General features: G+C 63.9%; 17 protein-coding genes. 12 read left to right on the forward strand and 5 right to left on the reverse strand.

Translation table 11 applies throughout. The annotated features are described in order from the left end of the window. Positions 1-3: 3 nt before the first annotated feature. A complete protein-coding gene (locus GIW81_RS18035) occupies positions 4-357 on the forward strand; it encodes a DUF1491 family protein (RefSeq protein ID WP_154740686.1) in 354 nt (117 codons plus the stop codon). Positions 358-489: 132 nt separating this feature from the next. Next, complete coding sequence (locus GIW81_RS18040) at positions 490-678, forward strand: hypothetical protein (protein WP_154740687.1); 189 nt, start codon at positions 490-492, stop codon at positions 676-678. Positions 679-698: 20 nt separating this feature from the next. Here the strand turns inward: GIW81_RS18040 and GIW81_RS18045 are convergent, their stop codons facing one another. The 3 genes from GIW81_RS18045 to GIW81_RS18055 are packed head-to-tail and all read right to left on the reverse strand — an operon-like array spanning position 699 to position 4199. Continuing rightward, a complete protein-coding gene (locus GIW81_RS18045) occupies positions 699-1277 on the reverse strand; it encodes a hypothetical protein (protein ID WP_154740688.1) in 579 nt (192 codons plus the stop codon). After that, entirely contained in the window at positions 1274-1924 is a 651-nt protein-coding gene (locus tag GIW81_RS18050; protein ID WP_195930655.1) for a DUF1214 domain-containing protein, read from the reverse strand. The genes GIW81_RS18045 and GIW81_RS18050 overlap by 4 nt, the downstream gene beginning before the upstream one ends. Continuing rightward, the gene (locus GIW81_RS18055) at positions 1911-4199 is read right to left on the reverse strand and encodes a transglycosylase domain-containing protein (RefSeq protein WP_324615099.1); all 2289 of its coding nucleotides are present in this window, start codon (positions 4197-4199) and stop codon (positions 1911-1913) included. Before GIW81_RS18055 ends, GIW81_RS18050 begins: the two co-directional genes overlap by 14 nt. Before the next feature lie 649 nt (positions 4200-4848). On the opposite strand from GIW81_RS18055, the gene GIW81_RS18060 reads away from it, so the two are divergent. The 5 genes from GIW81_RS18060 (at position 4849) to GIW81_RS18075 (ending at position 6964) form a co-directional block, all read left to right on the forward strand. Further along, the gene (locus tag GIW81_RS18060) at positions 4849-5055 is read left to right on the forward strand and encodes a cold-shock protein (RefSeq protein WP_324615100.1); all 207 of its coding nucleotides are present in this window, start codon (positions 4849-4851) and stop codon (positions 5053-5055) included. An 87-nt stretch (positions 5056-5142) separates the two neighbouring features. Continuing rightward, positions 5143-5802 (forward strand): ATP-dependent DNA ligase, encoded by a 660-nt coding sequence (locus GIW81_RS18065; protein ID WP_154740690.1) that lies wholly within the window; start codon positions 5143-5145, stop codon positions 5800-5802. A gap of 189 nt (positions 5803-5991) precedes the next feature. Further along, on the forward strand, positions 5992-6123 hold the full coding sequence (locus GIW81_RS19290; protein WP_267873855.1) for a hypothetical protein: 132 nt from the start codon (positions 5992-5994) through the stop codon (positions 6121-6123). Between the two features lie 389 nt (positions 6124-6512). Then, positions 6513-6722 carry a hypothetical protein gene (locus tag GIW81_RS18070; protein ID WP_154740691.1) on the forward strand — a complete coding sequence of 70 codons (210 nt, stop codon included), beginning with the start codon at positions 6513-6515 and terminating at the stop codon, positions 6720-6722. Further along, positions 6719-6964, forward strand: coding sequence for a hypothetical protein (locus GIW81_RS18075; protein ID WP_154740692.1), 246 nt, complete (start codon positions 6719-6721; stop codon positions 6962-6964). The genes GIW81_RS18070 and GIW81_RS18075 overlap by 4 nt, the downstream gene beginning before the upstream one ends. 50 nt (positions 6965-7014) lie before the next feature. On the opposite strand, the gene GIW81_RS18080 is transcribed toward GIW81_RS18075, so the two are convergent. Beyond that, positions 7015-7236 (reverse strand): hypothetical protein, encoded by a 222-nt coding sequence (locus GIW81_RS18080; RefSeq protein ID WP_154740693.1) that lies wholly within the window; start codon positions 7234-7236, stop codon positions 7015-7017. A gap of 210 nt (positions 7237-7446) precedes the next feature. On the opposite strand from GIW81_RS18080, the gene GIW81_RS18085 reads away from it, so the two are divergent. Continuing rightward, on the forward strand, positions 7447-7785 hold the full coding sequence (locus GIW81_RS18085; RefSeq protein WP_154740694.1) for a hypothetical protein: 339 nt from the start codon (positions 7447-7449) through the stop codon (positions 7783-7785). A 7-nt stretch (positions 7786-7792) separates the two neighbouring features. Beyond that, the gene (locus GIW81_RS18090) at positions 7793-8104 is read left to right on the forward strand and encodes a hypothetical protein (RefSeq protein WP_154740695.1); all 312 of its coding nucleotides are present in this window, start codon (positions 7793-7795) and stop codon (positions 8102-8104) included. Positions 8105-8241: 137 nt separating this feature from the next. Here GIW81_RS18090 and GIW81_RS18095 read toward each other — a convergent pair whose 3' ends face one another. Beyond that, positions 8242-8445: a hypothetical protein gene (locus GIW81_RS18095; protein ID WP_154740696.1), complete on the reverse strand. Its 204-nt coding sequence runs from the start codon at positions 8443-8445 to the stop codon at positions 8242-8244. 220 nt (positions 8446-8665) lie between these two features. Here GIW81_RS18095 and GIW81_RS18100 point away from each other — a divergent pair, with 220 nt between their 5' ends. The 3 genes from GIW81_RS18100 to GIW81_RS18110 all read left to right on the forward strand — a co-directional run bounded on the left by GIW81_RS18100 (position 8666) and on the right by GIW81_RS18110 (position 13866). Continuing rightward, a complete protein-coding gene (locus GIW81_RS18100; protein ID WP_154740697.1) occupies positions 8666-9289 on the forward strand; it encodes a hypothetical protein in 624 nt (207 codons plus the stop codon). A gap of 384 nt (positions 9290-9673) precedes the next feature. Next, the gene (locus tag GIW81_RS18105; RefSeq protein WP_154740698.1) at positions 9674-13150 is read left to right on the forward strand and encodes a beta strand repeat-containing protein; all 3477 of its coding nucleotides are present in this window, start codon (positions 9674-9676) and stop codon (positions 13148-13150) included. Positions 13151-13260: 110 nt separating this feature from the next. Continuing rightward, a complete protein-coding gene (locus GIW81_RS18110) occupies positions 13261-13866 on the forward strand; it encodes a hypothetical protein (RefSeq protein ID WP_154740699.1) in 606 nt (201 codons plus the stop codon). Positions 13867-14071 lie beyond the last annotated feature (205 nt).

Consider the following 14071-nt stretch of genomic DNA (forward strand, 5'->3'; position numbering starts at 1 on the left):
GCCATGCGACTGCGCGCGGAATTCTGGGTGAAGGGCTATATCCGCCGGTGTGCCATCGAGGGCGCGTCGGCGGTCGTCGTGCGCCACGGCGACGACGACGCCGGCGCCATCTTCATCAAGGTCGATCGCCTCGACGGGAGTTGCCTCGTCTTCGGTCCTGCGCCGGCCGGGCTCGACGGCGCGGATAGCGATCGCCGGTGGACCGCCCCGCTCGGGCCGGCCGTCGTCGACACCGCCAAGGCGGACGAGTTCCTCGCGCGTGAAGCGCGGTTCGATACGGACCTCTGGCTCATCGAGGTCGAGGACCGCCGCGGTCGGCACTTCCTGGATGACAGTCTCGTCACAGCCTCCGACTAACCGTTACGCGGCGTTTAGGTTTTGGTAACGCCTAGGCTTGCCAACTTGTACACTGTGATTCTCGTTGCTCGCGTCGAAGAGACTTGACGACGCGCGCGAATCACTGGGCCGCCATGTCAACGGGGGAAGCACATGGCACAGATACTCAGCTTTCGTACCCAAGAGTATAGATCCAGCGACGCCGGGGCGCGTCGTGTCGGCATTTCCGCAGAAGTCATTTTATTTCCGGGCGTCCGTTACGAGCGCTGGGGCGATCGCGATGCGGCAGCGGCAAGCGCTGACCGCGATGCGGCGCGCGACGTGCTCGAGCTCGCCGAATAGTTCACCGCGTACTTGATGGATCAGAAGGAACGCGCGGCGCAGTGCGCGTCCTGCAGCACGGCTTCGACCTGCCGCTGGTAGGCGAAGCCCTTGTCGGGACCCCGCACGATGACGATGCCGCGCGTCGCGGACACAGCCGTCGGCGGCTGCACGTCGCGAGCAATGCCGCGCGCCTCGGGCGTGACGCCGAGGAACGCGTCTTCCGAAGGCACCAGAGCCAGAGTGATCGGCGTCGGGCGCGATGGCACCGACGCGGCGGCGTAGATGTTGTCGCCTTGCGGCGTCATCACCGTCAGCGTCCAGCCGAGATCGGGCGGCAAGGTGGCGGCCACGCTGACCGGTCCGCCCCTGGCGTCGAAACGGCACATGGCATAACGCGCATCCGGCGACATGAAGGGCACCGGTTCGGCGCCCGGAGCGGCGACGCTGAGAACCTGCATGCGATTGACCGGCAGCCCGGGCGCGAGCCGGCTGTACGCAGAGGCAGCTGTCAGATACGGCGACGCCAGCGTCGCGCAGATGTGCAGAATCCCAGCGGCGACGGGTGCCGCGAGAATGAGCTGCCAATTGGCGCGCGATAGAACTTCGGCAATCTTCATCGGCATTGCACGCGGCGTATGACGGGCAGCACGCGCGCCTGTTCGGTCTTTCCAAGCATCGGCGTCGCCCCCTCGAAGGTCGTGTACATCAGCGCAAGGCGCCCGGCGCCGCCGGTCGGTAGCCAGTTGCCCGGGCTCGCCTCGCGTCCCAACCCAACCGCGAAGCTGCCGTCGGGACGCAGCGCGACCGACTGGCTGGTGTAGGCGTGGCGCTGCGCGGCGTTTGAAATGAGGTCGCCGCGATCATTGAAGACGGTGAGGCTCCACCAGTGGTCACTGGCGTCGCGACCCTCGACGACATAGTCGCACGAGGAGTGCAGCCGGTTCCCCTCGCTGTCGGTATAGGCAAGGTAGGTGAGTGCCAGATCGCTGGTGAGCTGCAGCGTGCCCAGTCGCGCGAAGTGCGCGCGCGTGTAGGGATCGGCGTCCGCCTTGCCGGATGACGTCCACGCAACCCACGGCCCGTGGCGTTCGGTCGTCAGCTTGGTGCCGACGTCGACCATGTACCAACTGGTGCCGAGGCCGAGGATCAGCACCGCGCCGAGGAAGGCCGCCCAGTCGCCCAGTATCCCGATGAACATCGAGATGCGCTTCTGCAGGCGATGCAGACCGACGTGAACGGGGGTGAGGGCGCTATGGGACAGCACGTGCGGGCGTTCCATCGAGTGGCGGCTGAGCGACGCCTAAGGTTGCGCGGCGATGATCGGCAGGCACGGTGCCGTCAGCCCGCTTGTTGGGCGGCGGGGGCGGCGGTGATCCCGGTGTGCTGCCGGTACTGTTCGGTGTGGTGGATGGCGGCGGCTCGGCGATGCCGCCGGCCTTGCGCAATGCCGCGGCCGTCTTGCGCAGCGCGTCGCGGGCCTGGTCGGACATCAGGCTCGAGCTCGTGCGCTGCGTCTCCGGCCCCGCCGCCGCACCTTCGGGGTGGATGGCGGCGATGCGCTGCTGCTCGGAAACCTGGACCGGGTGCGGCTGCAAGCCGGGGATGGTCGGGATGTTCATGTCGGTATGCACGACCGACATGAACGAGTGCCACACGGGAGAGGCGAAAACACCGCCCGTCGTGCCTCCCGACATCGGCCGGTTGTCGTCGTTGCCGAGCCAGACGACGCCGACGTACTTGCCGGTGAAGCCGACGAACCAAGCGTCCTTCGGGCCAGTCGACGTGCCCGTCTTGCCGGCGACATTGGTGAAATCGAGCTGCGCCCGCTGGCCGGTGCCCTCGGTCACGACCTTGTTCATCATCCAGTTGAGGCCCTCGGCGACCTTGCGCTCAACGACCTGCGGCGCCTCGGGCTCGTCGCGGTCGCGGCTGTAGACGAGGTCGCCCTTCGAGCTGACGAGGTCGAGGATCGCGTACGGCTTGGCGAGCTTGCCGCCGTTGGCGAAGGTGGCGAGGCCGCCGCCGTGCTCGAGCGGGCTGATGCCGTAGTCGCCGAGCGCCATGGAGCAGGTCTTGCGGATGCCGGTAATCCCGACGCGCTGCGTCATCTCGATGACCTTGTCGCGTCCGACCGCGAACGACAGCTCGGCCGCGACCGTGTTGAGCGACTTCGCCAGCGCGTTCCACAGCGGCATGCGCCCGCCGCCGCCGTGACTGCCGCCGTAGTTCTGCGGATGCCAGCGGCCGCAACTGCGCGAGGCGTCGCGCACGGACGTGGTCGGGGTGTAGCCGTTCTCCAGCGCGGCGGCATAGACGTAAATCTTGAACGACGAGCCCGGCTGGCGCCTAGCGTGCGTGGCGCGGTTGAACTGGCTTTCGCCATAGTCCGGGCCGCCGGTGATGGCGCGCACGGCACCGTCCGTCTCCATCAAGACGATAGCGCCGCTGCCGATGCGGTTGCCGCGGTAGTTGCGCAGCGCTTGCGTAAGCGCCTCGTCCGTCGCCTTCTGCATGTTGAGGTCGACGGTGGTGCGGGCCGTCAGCACGTATGCGCCGCGGCCGGCAGCGATGCGCTGCACCTCCTCGAAGGCCCAGTCGAGGAACCAGTCGGGACTGTTTGGGTTGCGGGTTTCGATGGTCTTGGCCGGGTGGACGCGCGCCCAATGGACTTGTCCGGCGGTGTAGAAGCCGGCTTCGACGAGGTTGTTCAAGACCTCGTTGGTGCGCGCCCGCGAGGCCGGCAGGTTGACGTGCGGGGCGTACTTCGTCGGCGCCTTGAAGAGGCCGGCGAGCAAGGCGGCCTCGGCGAGATTGATCTGGCGCACCGACTTGCCGAAGTAGAATTGCGCGGCCGCCTCGACCCCGAAGGCGCCGCCGCCCATGTAGGCGCGGTCGAAGTAGAACTTCAGGATGTCCCGCTTGGAGAAGCGGCTCTCGAGCAGCAGGGCGAGGAACGCTTCCTTGATCTTGCGCTGGAAGGAGCGCTCGGACGACAGGAAGAGGTTCTTGGCGACCTGCTGGGTGATGGACGAGCCGCCCTGCACGACCTCGTTGGCCTGCAGGTTGGTGGCAAGCGCGCGGAAGGTACCGTAGACGTCGATGCCCCAGTGCTCGAAGAAGCGCCGGTCCTCGGTGGCGAGCGCGGCCTTGACCATGGCATCGGGAATTTCGTCGAGCGGCACCGCGTCGTTATGCAGGATGCCGCGTTTGCCGATCTCGTTGCCGTTCTGGTCGAGGAACTTCACGGCGAACTGGCCGGTGAGGAACTTGCCCTCGTTGAATTCGTGGAAGGCGGGGATGGCGAGGGCGTACATGACGACGAAGCCGCCGGCGCCGAGCGACAGGCCCTCCGAGGCCGCTTCGTTCAGGAGACGCTTCCAGCCGGTAATCTTGAAGCGCGAGAAAAAGCTCGTGCCGGCGTTCCATACGTCGCGGAACCGCTCCCAGCTCTCGGCGATCGTGGAGTCGATCTTGGAGTCGAGGCTGAGCCAGTCGATGACCCGCTCACGCCGTCCGCGCTTGAAAAGCCAATCCTGCACGTCGATTGCTGTCCCGGGGTCCGCTTCCACCGCCCCATATGGCGCCGCCCTTTGGCGGGCTTGAGGCGCGACTCAGTCGCGTTCGTTGAACGAGGTTACTTATACATAAGGCCGGGTGGAGATGTTAAGGCCGGACTCCGCGGAAAAACCGCTTGAATGGCGCTAGTTACCACGTCTTTTGGCGGGAGTAGGCGCGGCAGGCTCCGGCTGGGCGAGCGGACGGCGGTAGTTCCCGCTGTCGAGCGCTGGCTTCCGTCTCGGCTGGCGAGCGGCTGGGTGCCGAAAGTCGGCAACCCAGCCGTCGCACCGCTGACACCTTTGGAGCGACCCGGGGCGTCAGACGTTCAGTTCATGGGAAGTGAAGGACGCGAACTGCCCCTCGAACGCCGTCCGGGCGTCGCGGTTCCGGGATTTCAGGGCGATCTTGCGCCTTCGATGCCGGTTGTTGCCCGTCGGCACCAGCGATCTGAGCGCGCGTAGCCCCCCATGGTGCGACCAGCGGGCAATGAATACCCCCGTGTCGGAGGCGTCGCCCGGGCTACGCGTGGGCCGCTCGGAGAGGAGCGGCCCGTTGACCCCACGGCCGAGTTAGCAGACAAGAGTGGGTCCACAAGCTGGACATTCAACCCCTACAAGTGAGGAATTTCTCGTGGCTCAAGGCACCGTCAAGTGGTTCAACTCTCAAAAAGGCTTCGGCTTCATTCAGCCGGACGGCGGCGGCAACGACGTGTTCGTGCACATTTCGGCTGTTGAGCGCGCGGGCCTCAGCAACCTCGGCGAAGGTCAGAAGATCTCCTTCGAGACCGAGACCGGCCGCAATGGCAAGGCGTCGGCAGTAAACCTGAAGGTCCTCTGACCGAACGACCCGCATCGTAGCGACATGATCCTCGCGCCAGTCCGATGGCGGCGCGAGGGTCCCGCTGAGAGGAGCAGGGGTTGAAGATTGAAACCCCGTCGCTCCACTCACCGCTCGCCCGCCCGCTTCCTCGGCCGAATGTCCGAAGGCGCCAAGCCCGCGCCGTTCCCCGGCTTCGTCGAGCCATGCGGGCCGACGCCGCGCCAGCACCCTCCGTCAGGTGACGGCTGGCTCCACGAGATCAAGCACGACGGCTATCGTTTCCAGGCGCACGTCCGCGAAGGCGCGGTCGCCCTGTACACCAGCGGCGGCAACGACTGGACCCTACGCATGCCGACCATTGCCGCCAGCGTGGGCGCGGTGCCGGTCAACAACGTCATCCTCGATGGCGAGCTGGTCGCGGTCGACGCCAAGGGCAACGCCGTCTTCTACGAGCTGCCGAGCGAGCTGAAGGCGCGGGTGAAAGCCAAGCTCGTCTACTACGCGTTCGACCTGCTCCACCTCGACGGCTTCGATCTACGGGGCGCCGACCTCGTCGACCGCAAGCGCGTGCTGGAGGCACTGCTTGCTGACGCGAAGGGAATGCAGCTGATCAAGTATGTCGAGCACATCGCCGGCAACGGCGAGGCGGTGCTCGACCATGCATGCAAGCTCGGCCTCGAAGGCATCGTGTCGAAGCGTGCCGACGCGCCGTACCGCTCGGGCAAGCGGCCGGAGTGGATCAAGACGAACTGCGCCGTGGCGTGAGGCCAACCGCGATCGCTTCGAGTTAGTGTAGAAGAAGCGGCAACGCCGTCATTGCGGGCGGCAGACGTATTCGCCACCTTCACAGACGTTGGTGCCGTAGCTGTTCTTGAAACAGGTCCGACCACGCCATTCGCACTCCGGCCCTGCCGCTTGTGGCTCTGGCATTTCCGCTTGTCGCTGAATTTGACGATGCCTGCGCTTGTGCCTATGGCGGCTGGCTTCCGCACCGATAATCGCGAGAGCTATAATGCCAACGGCGATTCCGGCGGCGATACCTCGGCCGCGTCGAGCCTGCGCATCGTTGACCGGAACGACGGCTAGACTCACGGCGACTGCCAGGACGACAAGCGATTTTGTAGCTTGCTGGAGCATGAGCTTACTCCCCCTCGTGCATTAGTCAGTACGCGAAGACGTGGGCGAATTAGAGGCGAGGAGCTGGTAGTTTCTCTGACTGGCTCACGTCGGTCGTCGAGTGATCGACATGGTCGGCGAGCATCCATCTCAGACGCCGCTTCCCGGCGCTGGTGATCCGCACCTCTGGCGGTGTGAAACCGATACCCCGAACACCGAGAGTTGGCGGCGCATGGTTCTCCCGCTGAGGAGGACGAGAAGGCCGTCATAAACTCTCTACTAAGCATTTGCTCAGATGTCTGATCATATTGACACCAATTGCTGTAGATTGAGATGGGACGAAGCGTTTGAGGCATGCCATGACCGTCGAGATACGGCAGGCGGGCGAACATTGGTCCGTTGAAGTGCTCGGAGCTTCAATCGGCGTAGCTGAGACACAATCCGAAGCACAACAGCTCGCCGACTATTGGCAGGCGCGGATGAATTCTGTGGCTCGCTGGCGCGGTCATTCTCAGGCGAAGACCCGGCTCCCCGCCTGGTTCACTCGCGTGCTCAATCTTCAACGATGAGATTTGCTGTCGTGCGTCGGCATTTGAGCCTTGAGAGACTGATTTCAGAGCGCGCTCGCGTAGCTCACGACATCTCGAACATCGCCAGTGGTATCGAGGACATGCTGGCGCTGGTGGCCGCACGGCAGATCACCAGCGATCGTGCGGACTGCGTCGTGGCTCAATGCCGCGAAGAGCACAGGATGCTCGGTGACCGCTTGGAGCTGCTCGACGCGGCGATCGCGGAATGCGGTAAGTTCTAGCATTCGGCTATGCGGCCAGAGTGGATCAAAGGGCGGCTAAGCGGCCAGACCTAATCGCCGGCCCCATCGCTGTTCTTAAGCACGCCATAGTCAGCCGACCGCATTCCATGATTTGGGCCCGCATTGAGGGCCAGCAGACCCAGCCTCAGAAGCTGCCGCACTGCGGCTGCCCGACTGGGGATCCTGTTTTGAAAGCGGTAGTCGTCAATGGCGGCGAGCTCCGCGTCATCCAGCATGATTTGCAGGCGCGTCTCGCGAGATAGGCCGGACATCGGGATACCTCCCCAACCGCGTTGAAGTAAGCCAACAACGCTAAATTAGGCCATGTAGTTCCATGGGTCAATTGCGTCAGTTACTCATTCCACTAATTAGCCTCCCTTCAAGGCAAACTTGTCTAGTGGTTCGAGCGAGTTAGCGGCGGATTTACTTGGGTGTCACTGAGCCTAGGTTGGGAGGGGGCAAGTGGGGCCAGGAGTAGGTTTATGATGATCCACGGCAACGAAACCCTGCAGCCAGAAGAGCTCACTCAACTGGGCGTCGTGTTCGACGAGGTCTGGGCCGAATTTAGCGACACAGCCGGGCAGGAGAACACTGAGCTACGGACATTCCTCGCCAGTATCCTGTTGCGGCTGGCCAATCTAAAGCAGCTTGGTCCTGAGCAAATGAAGGCGACCGCACTCCGGATTATCCGCGGCGAAGCCATCCAGGACACCCACTCGGATGCGCCGCTTGCAGAGATCGAGTGCCCATCCAGCCTCGCAGAGGAAAGGCAAGGCTGCTCAGCGCCAGCGGCTATCCCGTCTGCTCCCCAAGGTGCATAAGTTGGAAATGGTCGTCGAGGACAGGAAAGAAGGTGCCAAGCAATCGCTGCGGCTGGGGAGCCACGAGACCGAGCTCAATCGGATCGACACCGCGTTTATAGCCGCGGCCAGGACCGGAAGTCGCCTACCCTCCGCGACCAAGATTTTCGGCGCGCTGACCGACGCGTCGATCGTTTGCGCTGAAGTGATCGATTCGTATGAAGCCAGGCCCATTCCGACGAACGTCCGAACCGGCCTCTCTCGGGTCCATTGCGCGATCACTGATCTAGCGGCATCGCTCAAGCTCTATGCGGCGCTGTCCGTCTCGAAAAAACACTAACAGCCCACCTTTCACTGTGGATACGCAAGCAGGCCGCTCGTTCGCGACGAGCGTTGACGCCACGCAACCTGCGGTAAGCGACGGCGGGGCCGTCCCACCGCGAAAGGGTAGTTACCCCATCGCCGTCGTCGCGCCCATTAGCACTTGAGCGGTCGCTCGCCTTCGCTGTCCGGCAGGCTCAATTCCGCTTTGAGGCGCGCTCTCTCTTTTTCATCCAGGCAGTTGACGAGCTCCAGCCACTTCTCGGGAAGCGGCTCACGGATAAGACCGTCGTGCCTGGCGCGAAGCAGCCAGCCGAGGCCGCGCGCAGCATTCGCTCCGTCGAAGCTTCGAGAGCCCATCAGACCTGTCCAATGCGTTGGTGTTCCCGCGAATGCAACGCCTTGGATGACCCGCTGTTCCGTGTTTGGTGGACGGGTGCTGGCACCGCGCTATACGGGGGCCAACGGATCGATTGCGGGCCCAATTTGTAGCGGGCCAAAATCCGCCGAATGACCGGGGCTTAATGCTGCTTCGGCGTGTCCATTGCGGGTCGCGACCTGCCTACCGCATAAGGAAGTCATGGGGACCTACCCGCGAACATTGTTCCGGCTACTCGGTTACGCGCCTGTCATGTTGGGCTTGGCGACAGCGCTGACGGTCGTGGCGCGCGCCGCGCCGGACGACAAGCCTGCAGCGCCGTCGAAGGCGCCGCTCACCGTTGAGCAGCCGGCGGGGCAGATGCCCGACGCCTACAAGCTCAACATGCTGATCCGCACGACTCTTATCGCTTTGAACCAGGCCAACCAGACAGGCAACTATTCGGTGCTGCGCGATCTGGGCACCCCGCAGTTCCAGTCGCTCAATAGCGATGCGCGCTTAGCCGAAATTTTTGCGGCCCTCCGCAACCGGAAGCTCGATCTCTCGCCGCTCTTGTTCTTTGATCCAAAGCTCATCCGCGAGCCGGCATTGCTGCCGGGCGGCCTTTTGCGACTCACCGGCTACATCCCTACCGACCCGAAGCGCATTCTGTTCGATCTCGGGTTCGAGCGCATCGGTAATGACTGGCGCCTGTCGGCCATCGTGATCGACGTGCAGCCATTGAAATCGGTGCCGCCGGCCTCGGATCTGCAGTCGAAGGCTGCCTCCGAAAAGAAGTCTGCGCCGGCAAAGGCGGGTGCTCCGGCGCCGCCCGCTAAACCATAAGTCTGCGACAGGTATGTGTTCGGGCCGGGTGCTAGTGGGAGCCGGCTTGTGCGTCGCCGTCAGCGCGGCCGGTATACTCGCGCACGGCTAATTCGCTGGTGCCTCCGAGGGTTATCATGCGGCGGCGGATCATGCGGGCGGGAATTTTTCCCGACATGCGAGCGTTGCGCGTTCGCCACGCGGGATAATTGAATGTTGCCCACGGGTCCTTTCCTATTGCGGGGCATGCGGACGAAAGGGCTAGCTGTGGGCAACCTGTCGAAAAGTACACAGACAGCGATCAAAAACGACCGGGGCGAGGGAATTTCAGCCTTAGCAAGCCTCAACCGCGATTGATCGACTGAATTTTAGAGTTGCGTGTTTTTGTGTGGGGAGTTGCGTAACATGCGTTCGCGTAAAGTGGCGTCTAAGGCCGTTGTGCTGCCCATTCTCCGGTTCCCGCATTGGCGGAACTGCTCGGCCAGCGCTCTGGCTCTGGCTCTCGCCGTTGGAGCGCCAGTCGCTCTCTACCCCACAGCCTCGATGGCCCTGGAATGCCAGAACAACGCGGCCACTAGTGCCTTCCCAGGCGGCCCCTCCAACGACAATAACGGCTCAACGAACACTGCGTGCGGCAGCAACGCCAATGCCGGCCCGGGTACGAATAACTCCGCATACGGAGCGGACTCCAATGCCTCCGGTCCGCACGGTACCGCCATCGGCGCCCAGTCCGACGCAACCGACCTCGATACTACCGCGGTCGGCTACTACGCAGAGGCGAGCAACAACGGCGCGACCGCTATCGGTGGCGGTGGGGCGCTCGATCTCAGTTCCGAAAATGCGGCTCGCGCCCGCGGGGAGAACTCCATTGCAATTGGCGGCGGAAACGGCGACGCCGGGCTCGGAGGTCCTGACCATGGCGCGCTGGCGCAAGGCAACTTCTCAATCGCCGTAGGTCAGGGTTCGGATGCAATCGGCCCAAGTGCCATCGCGGTCGGTAAGAATGCAAATGCGGCCAGCGCCGACACGATTGCTTTCGGCTCGGATTGGGACGGAAACGGAACCGGTGCCAACGCAACAAATAGAGGCTCGGTCGCGATCGGCTCCGACGCGCGTGCGGGCGGTCCCACTCCGGATGACGTAGGCACGGCGGTCGGCACGAACTCGACAGCTACCGGTAGAAGCGCATCTGCGTTCGGCCAGAATGCGACAGCGACGGGCGGCGACTCGACGGCCACTGGATACAGCGCCCAAGCTCTGACCTTCGGCTCAACCGCTACCGGTGTAGGTGCCCTCGCGACCGGGAACTCTGCCGGAGACAATCAAGCAACTGCAACAGGCTATCTGGCGCGCGCAGAGGGCAGTCAGACCACTGCGACGGGTGCTGGCGCCCAGGCGACGGCCGACAGGTCGACGGCGATTGGCGCTGAGACCCACGCCTTCGGTGAAGGTTCGACGGTCGGCGGATGGCTATCGGAAGGCACCGGCGCGCGCGACACCATTTACGGTACCAACAACCAGACCGCCCCCGGGACCGGCGGAGACAATACTTTGATGGGCAACGGAATAGACATTCTTGGTGCAGGTAGCGCCAACAATGTCGCCGTCGGCAAAGGGCATCAGATCACCGGCAGCAATAACACTGCCATCGGCGATCCGATCGACATCGTCGGTGACGGCAACTTCGTCGCCGGCAATGACAGCGATGTTTTCGGAAGCAACAATCAGGTCGTTGGCAACAACAACGCGGTTGGGACTGCCATAAACAACGGCAGCAACAATTTCGTCGGCGGCAACGGCAACACTACAACCGGGGACAACAACATCCTCGTCGGTCAGGGCAACAATACGGGCGACACCTCCGACAACGTCATCGTTGGCAACAACAATGACAACGTGACCAGCAACAACAACGTCGTCGGTAGCGGCAACGACATCATTGGCGGCACGGAAAACAACGTGCTAGGCGACGGCGCCGACATCAGCGGCAACCAGAACGTCGCCGTCGGCCAGAACGTCAACGTGACAGGCGACGACGCCATCGGTATCGGCACGGGGGCTACAGCAAACGGTCCGGAAGCGATCGCAATCGGCGAGTTCGCCAATGCGGACGGCAACTGGACCGTAGCGCTCGGCTCGGCCAGCAACGCCGACGGCCACCATGCCGTTTCCGTCGGCTCGGAGTCGGATGCCACCGGCCTCGACTCGACAGCCGTGGGCTATTTCTCACAGGCGACTGGTCAGGGCTCCACCGCTCTCGGCGGCGGACCCGGTGCCACGGCGGCCGCCAACGCCGGCGGCGCCTTCGCCATTGCTGTCGGTGGCGGCGCGGGGGCCGGGGATGGAGCGGATGCGAGCGCCGCCAACTCCATCGCCATGGGGCAGCAGTCGACCGCATCCGCAGCGGGCGCTGTAGCCATCGGCCAGGGTTCCTCTGCCATAAATGACGCGGGCAACGTTGCGGTCGGCCAGTCATCGCAGGCAACAGGCACCAATTCCACGGCGCTTGGTGAATTGGCTTTCGCCACGGGCAGCGAATCTACGGCCATTGGCCAGAGCGCCGAGGCGAACCAAGCCGAGTCGACCGCCGTCGGTCAGAACGCCACGGCCAGCGCCGTGCAGAGCACGGCGATCGGCGAGGACTCCGACGCTCTCGGGCTCAGCGCCACCGCGGTCGGCAACGACGCCACCGCGCTCGGCGACAACTCGACGGCTTTGGGCGATGACTCCTTCGCGCAGGGCGATGAATCGGTCGCCCTGGGCGACAACGCCACCGCCATCGGCGACGACACCACCGCCGTCGGTCAGAATTCAGCGGCTATCGGCACCAACACCACCGCGGTCGGTCAGAACGCCGCCGTGGTAGGTGCCTTCTCCAACGCCGTCGGTGCGGAGTCGTCGGCGCTGTTCAGCCTTGGCTCAAATGCGTTCGGCAGCTTCGCGAACGCCGACGGCAGCTTCCAGTCGGACGCGATCGGCTTCTTTGCCAATGCCGAGGACAGCTTCTTCTCGCAGGCGTCAGGCGCATTCTCGACAGTCGAAGGCAGCGTCTTCTCGGTGGCGAATGGCTACTTCGCCGACGCCAGCGGCCAGATTGGCGCCACTGCGACCGGTGCCTTCTCCGACGCTGCCAACACGTTCGCGACGTCCTACGGCTTCAACGCTGACGCGTTAGGCACGAACTCGACGGCAGCTGGCGCCAACTCGCTCGCCGTTGGTGAGAACGACACCGCCTACGGTGCCAACTCGCAAGTGCTCTCGGCCAACGGCACGGCGGCCGGCGCGAATACCACGATCGGGGCTAACTCGGACAACAGCACGGCCTTCGGCTTCGGGGCGACCGTGGCTGCGAACTCACCCAACTCGACGGCCATCGGCTCCAACACGCAGGCCAATGCGCCGGGGTCCGCCGCCTACGGCGCCGGCGCCGTGGCCAACCTCGCGAACGAGCAGGTGTTCGGTACCACGGCAAACACCTACACGACGCCGGGGATCACTTCCGGCCTCAGCAAGGCTCGCCAGGATGTCGGTCCGCTAGAGGTCGTAACCTCCGACCAAGCTGGTCATCTCGCCACGGACGGTGGGCTCATCTTCGATGAGCTCAGCAAGCTCAACGGCGGCGTAGCGGTCGCCATGGCGATGACCAACCCCGACCTAGTCGGCTCGGAAACCTTCGGCCTGTCGGGCAACGTCGCTTACTGGGAGGAGAACGTCGCCCTCGGCTTCAGCGCCATGGGCGTACTTGGCCGCAATATCTTCGGGGCGGGTGAGCGTCTAGCAGTCTCCGGTGCCGTGGGCGCGAGCGTCGAGGAGAAATCCTTCGGCCGCCAAGGCAGCAACAACTCGGTTGGTGGCCGGGCCGGCGCGCAGATTACTTGGTAAACGGCCTGCTCTGAAAAACGCATCACGGACCTTTGGTCCGTGATGCTTTTTTTGCCTTTTTTTGGGGGTAGTCGGAGCGTTCGGAGTATTCTTTTGAGGATCATTGCCCGATGCCTATTGATCTTCGCATTGCGCACCTGCCTGCACTGACCGCCGCACTGTTTTTCGGTTTCATTTCGATCGTCCCGACGTTTGCCCAGGAGAAGGGTAAGGTCGAGGTTCCGAAGGCGGCCGCGAAGCAGAAAGATGCTGCCCCGGCAGCCGCAAAGCCGGCCGCAGTCTCCCAGCCGATGCCCGACGGCGCTGCGTTGAACATCCTGATCCGCCGCACGCTGCTAACCGTCAACGACGCCAATATGAGCGGCAACTACTCCGTCCTTCGCGATTTGGCGGCGCCCGGCTTTCAGCAGGAAAACGACGTGAAGAAGCTGGCCGAGATCTTCGCGGCTTTGCGCAATAGCAAGATCGACTTCGCACCCATCGTCTATTTCGATCCAAAGCTCGTGCGCCAGCCGGAGTTCATCAAGGAGGGCCGCCTGCGCTTGACGGGTTTCATGCCGACCAAGCCGCAACAAGTGAATTTCGACATGCTGTTCGAAAACATTGCCGGCACTTGGCGCCTTTACGGCATCGCGGTGAATACGTCCGCGCAGTCGAAGACATCGTCGGCGGATCCGGCCAAAGCACCCCCCGCTGCAGCACCGGCGAAGAAGTAAGATCGACCATCGTCCTGTGACTGGGTGCCTCCCGCGTTCGAGCGCGGTCAATTGCGTTGTCGCAGAACCACACCCGCGCCTCGGCGCTCGCTCCCGCTTCACCGTGCGGATGGGCGTCAGACCAGGGTATTACCCGCAAATCGTAGCCGATCTGACACAGGATCGCGTTATCGCCGTTTGAGTGTGAATCCCGAATCGCCTTAGC

Source organism: Hyphomicrobium album, from assembly GCF_009708035.1.
Taxonomy (GTDB): domain Bacteria; phylum Pseudomonadota; class Alphaproteobacteria; order Rhizobiales; family Hyphomicrobiaceae; genus Hyphomicrobium_A; species Hyphomicrobium_A album.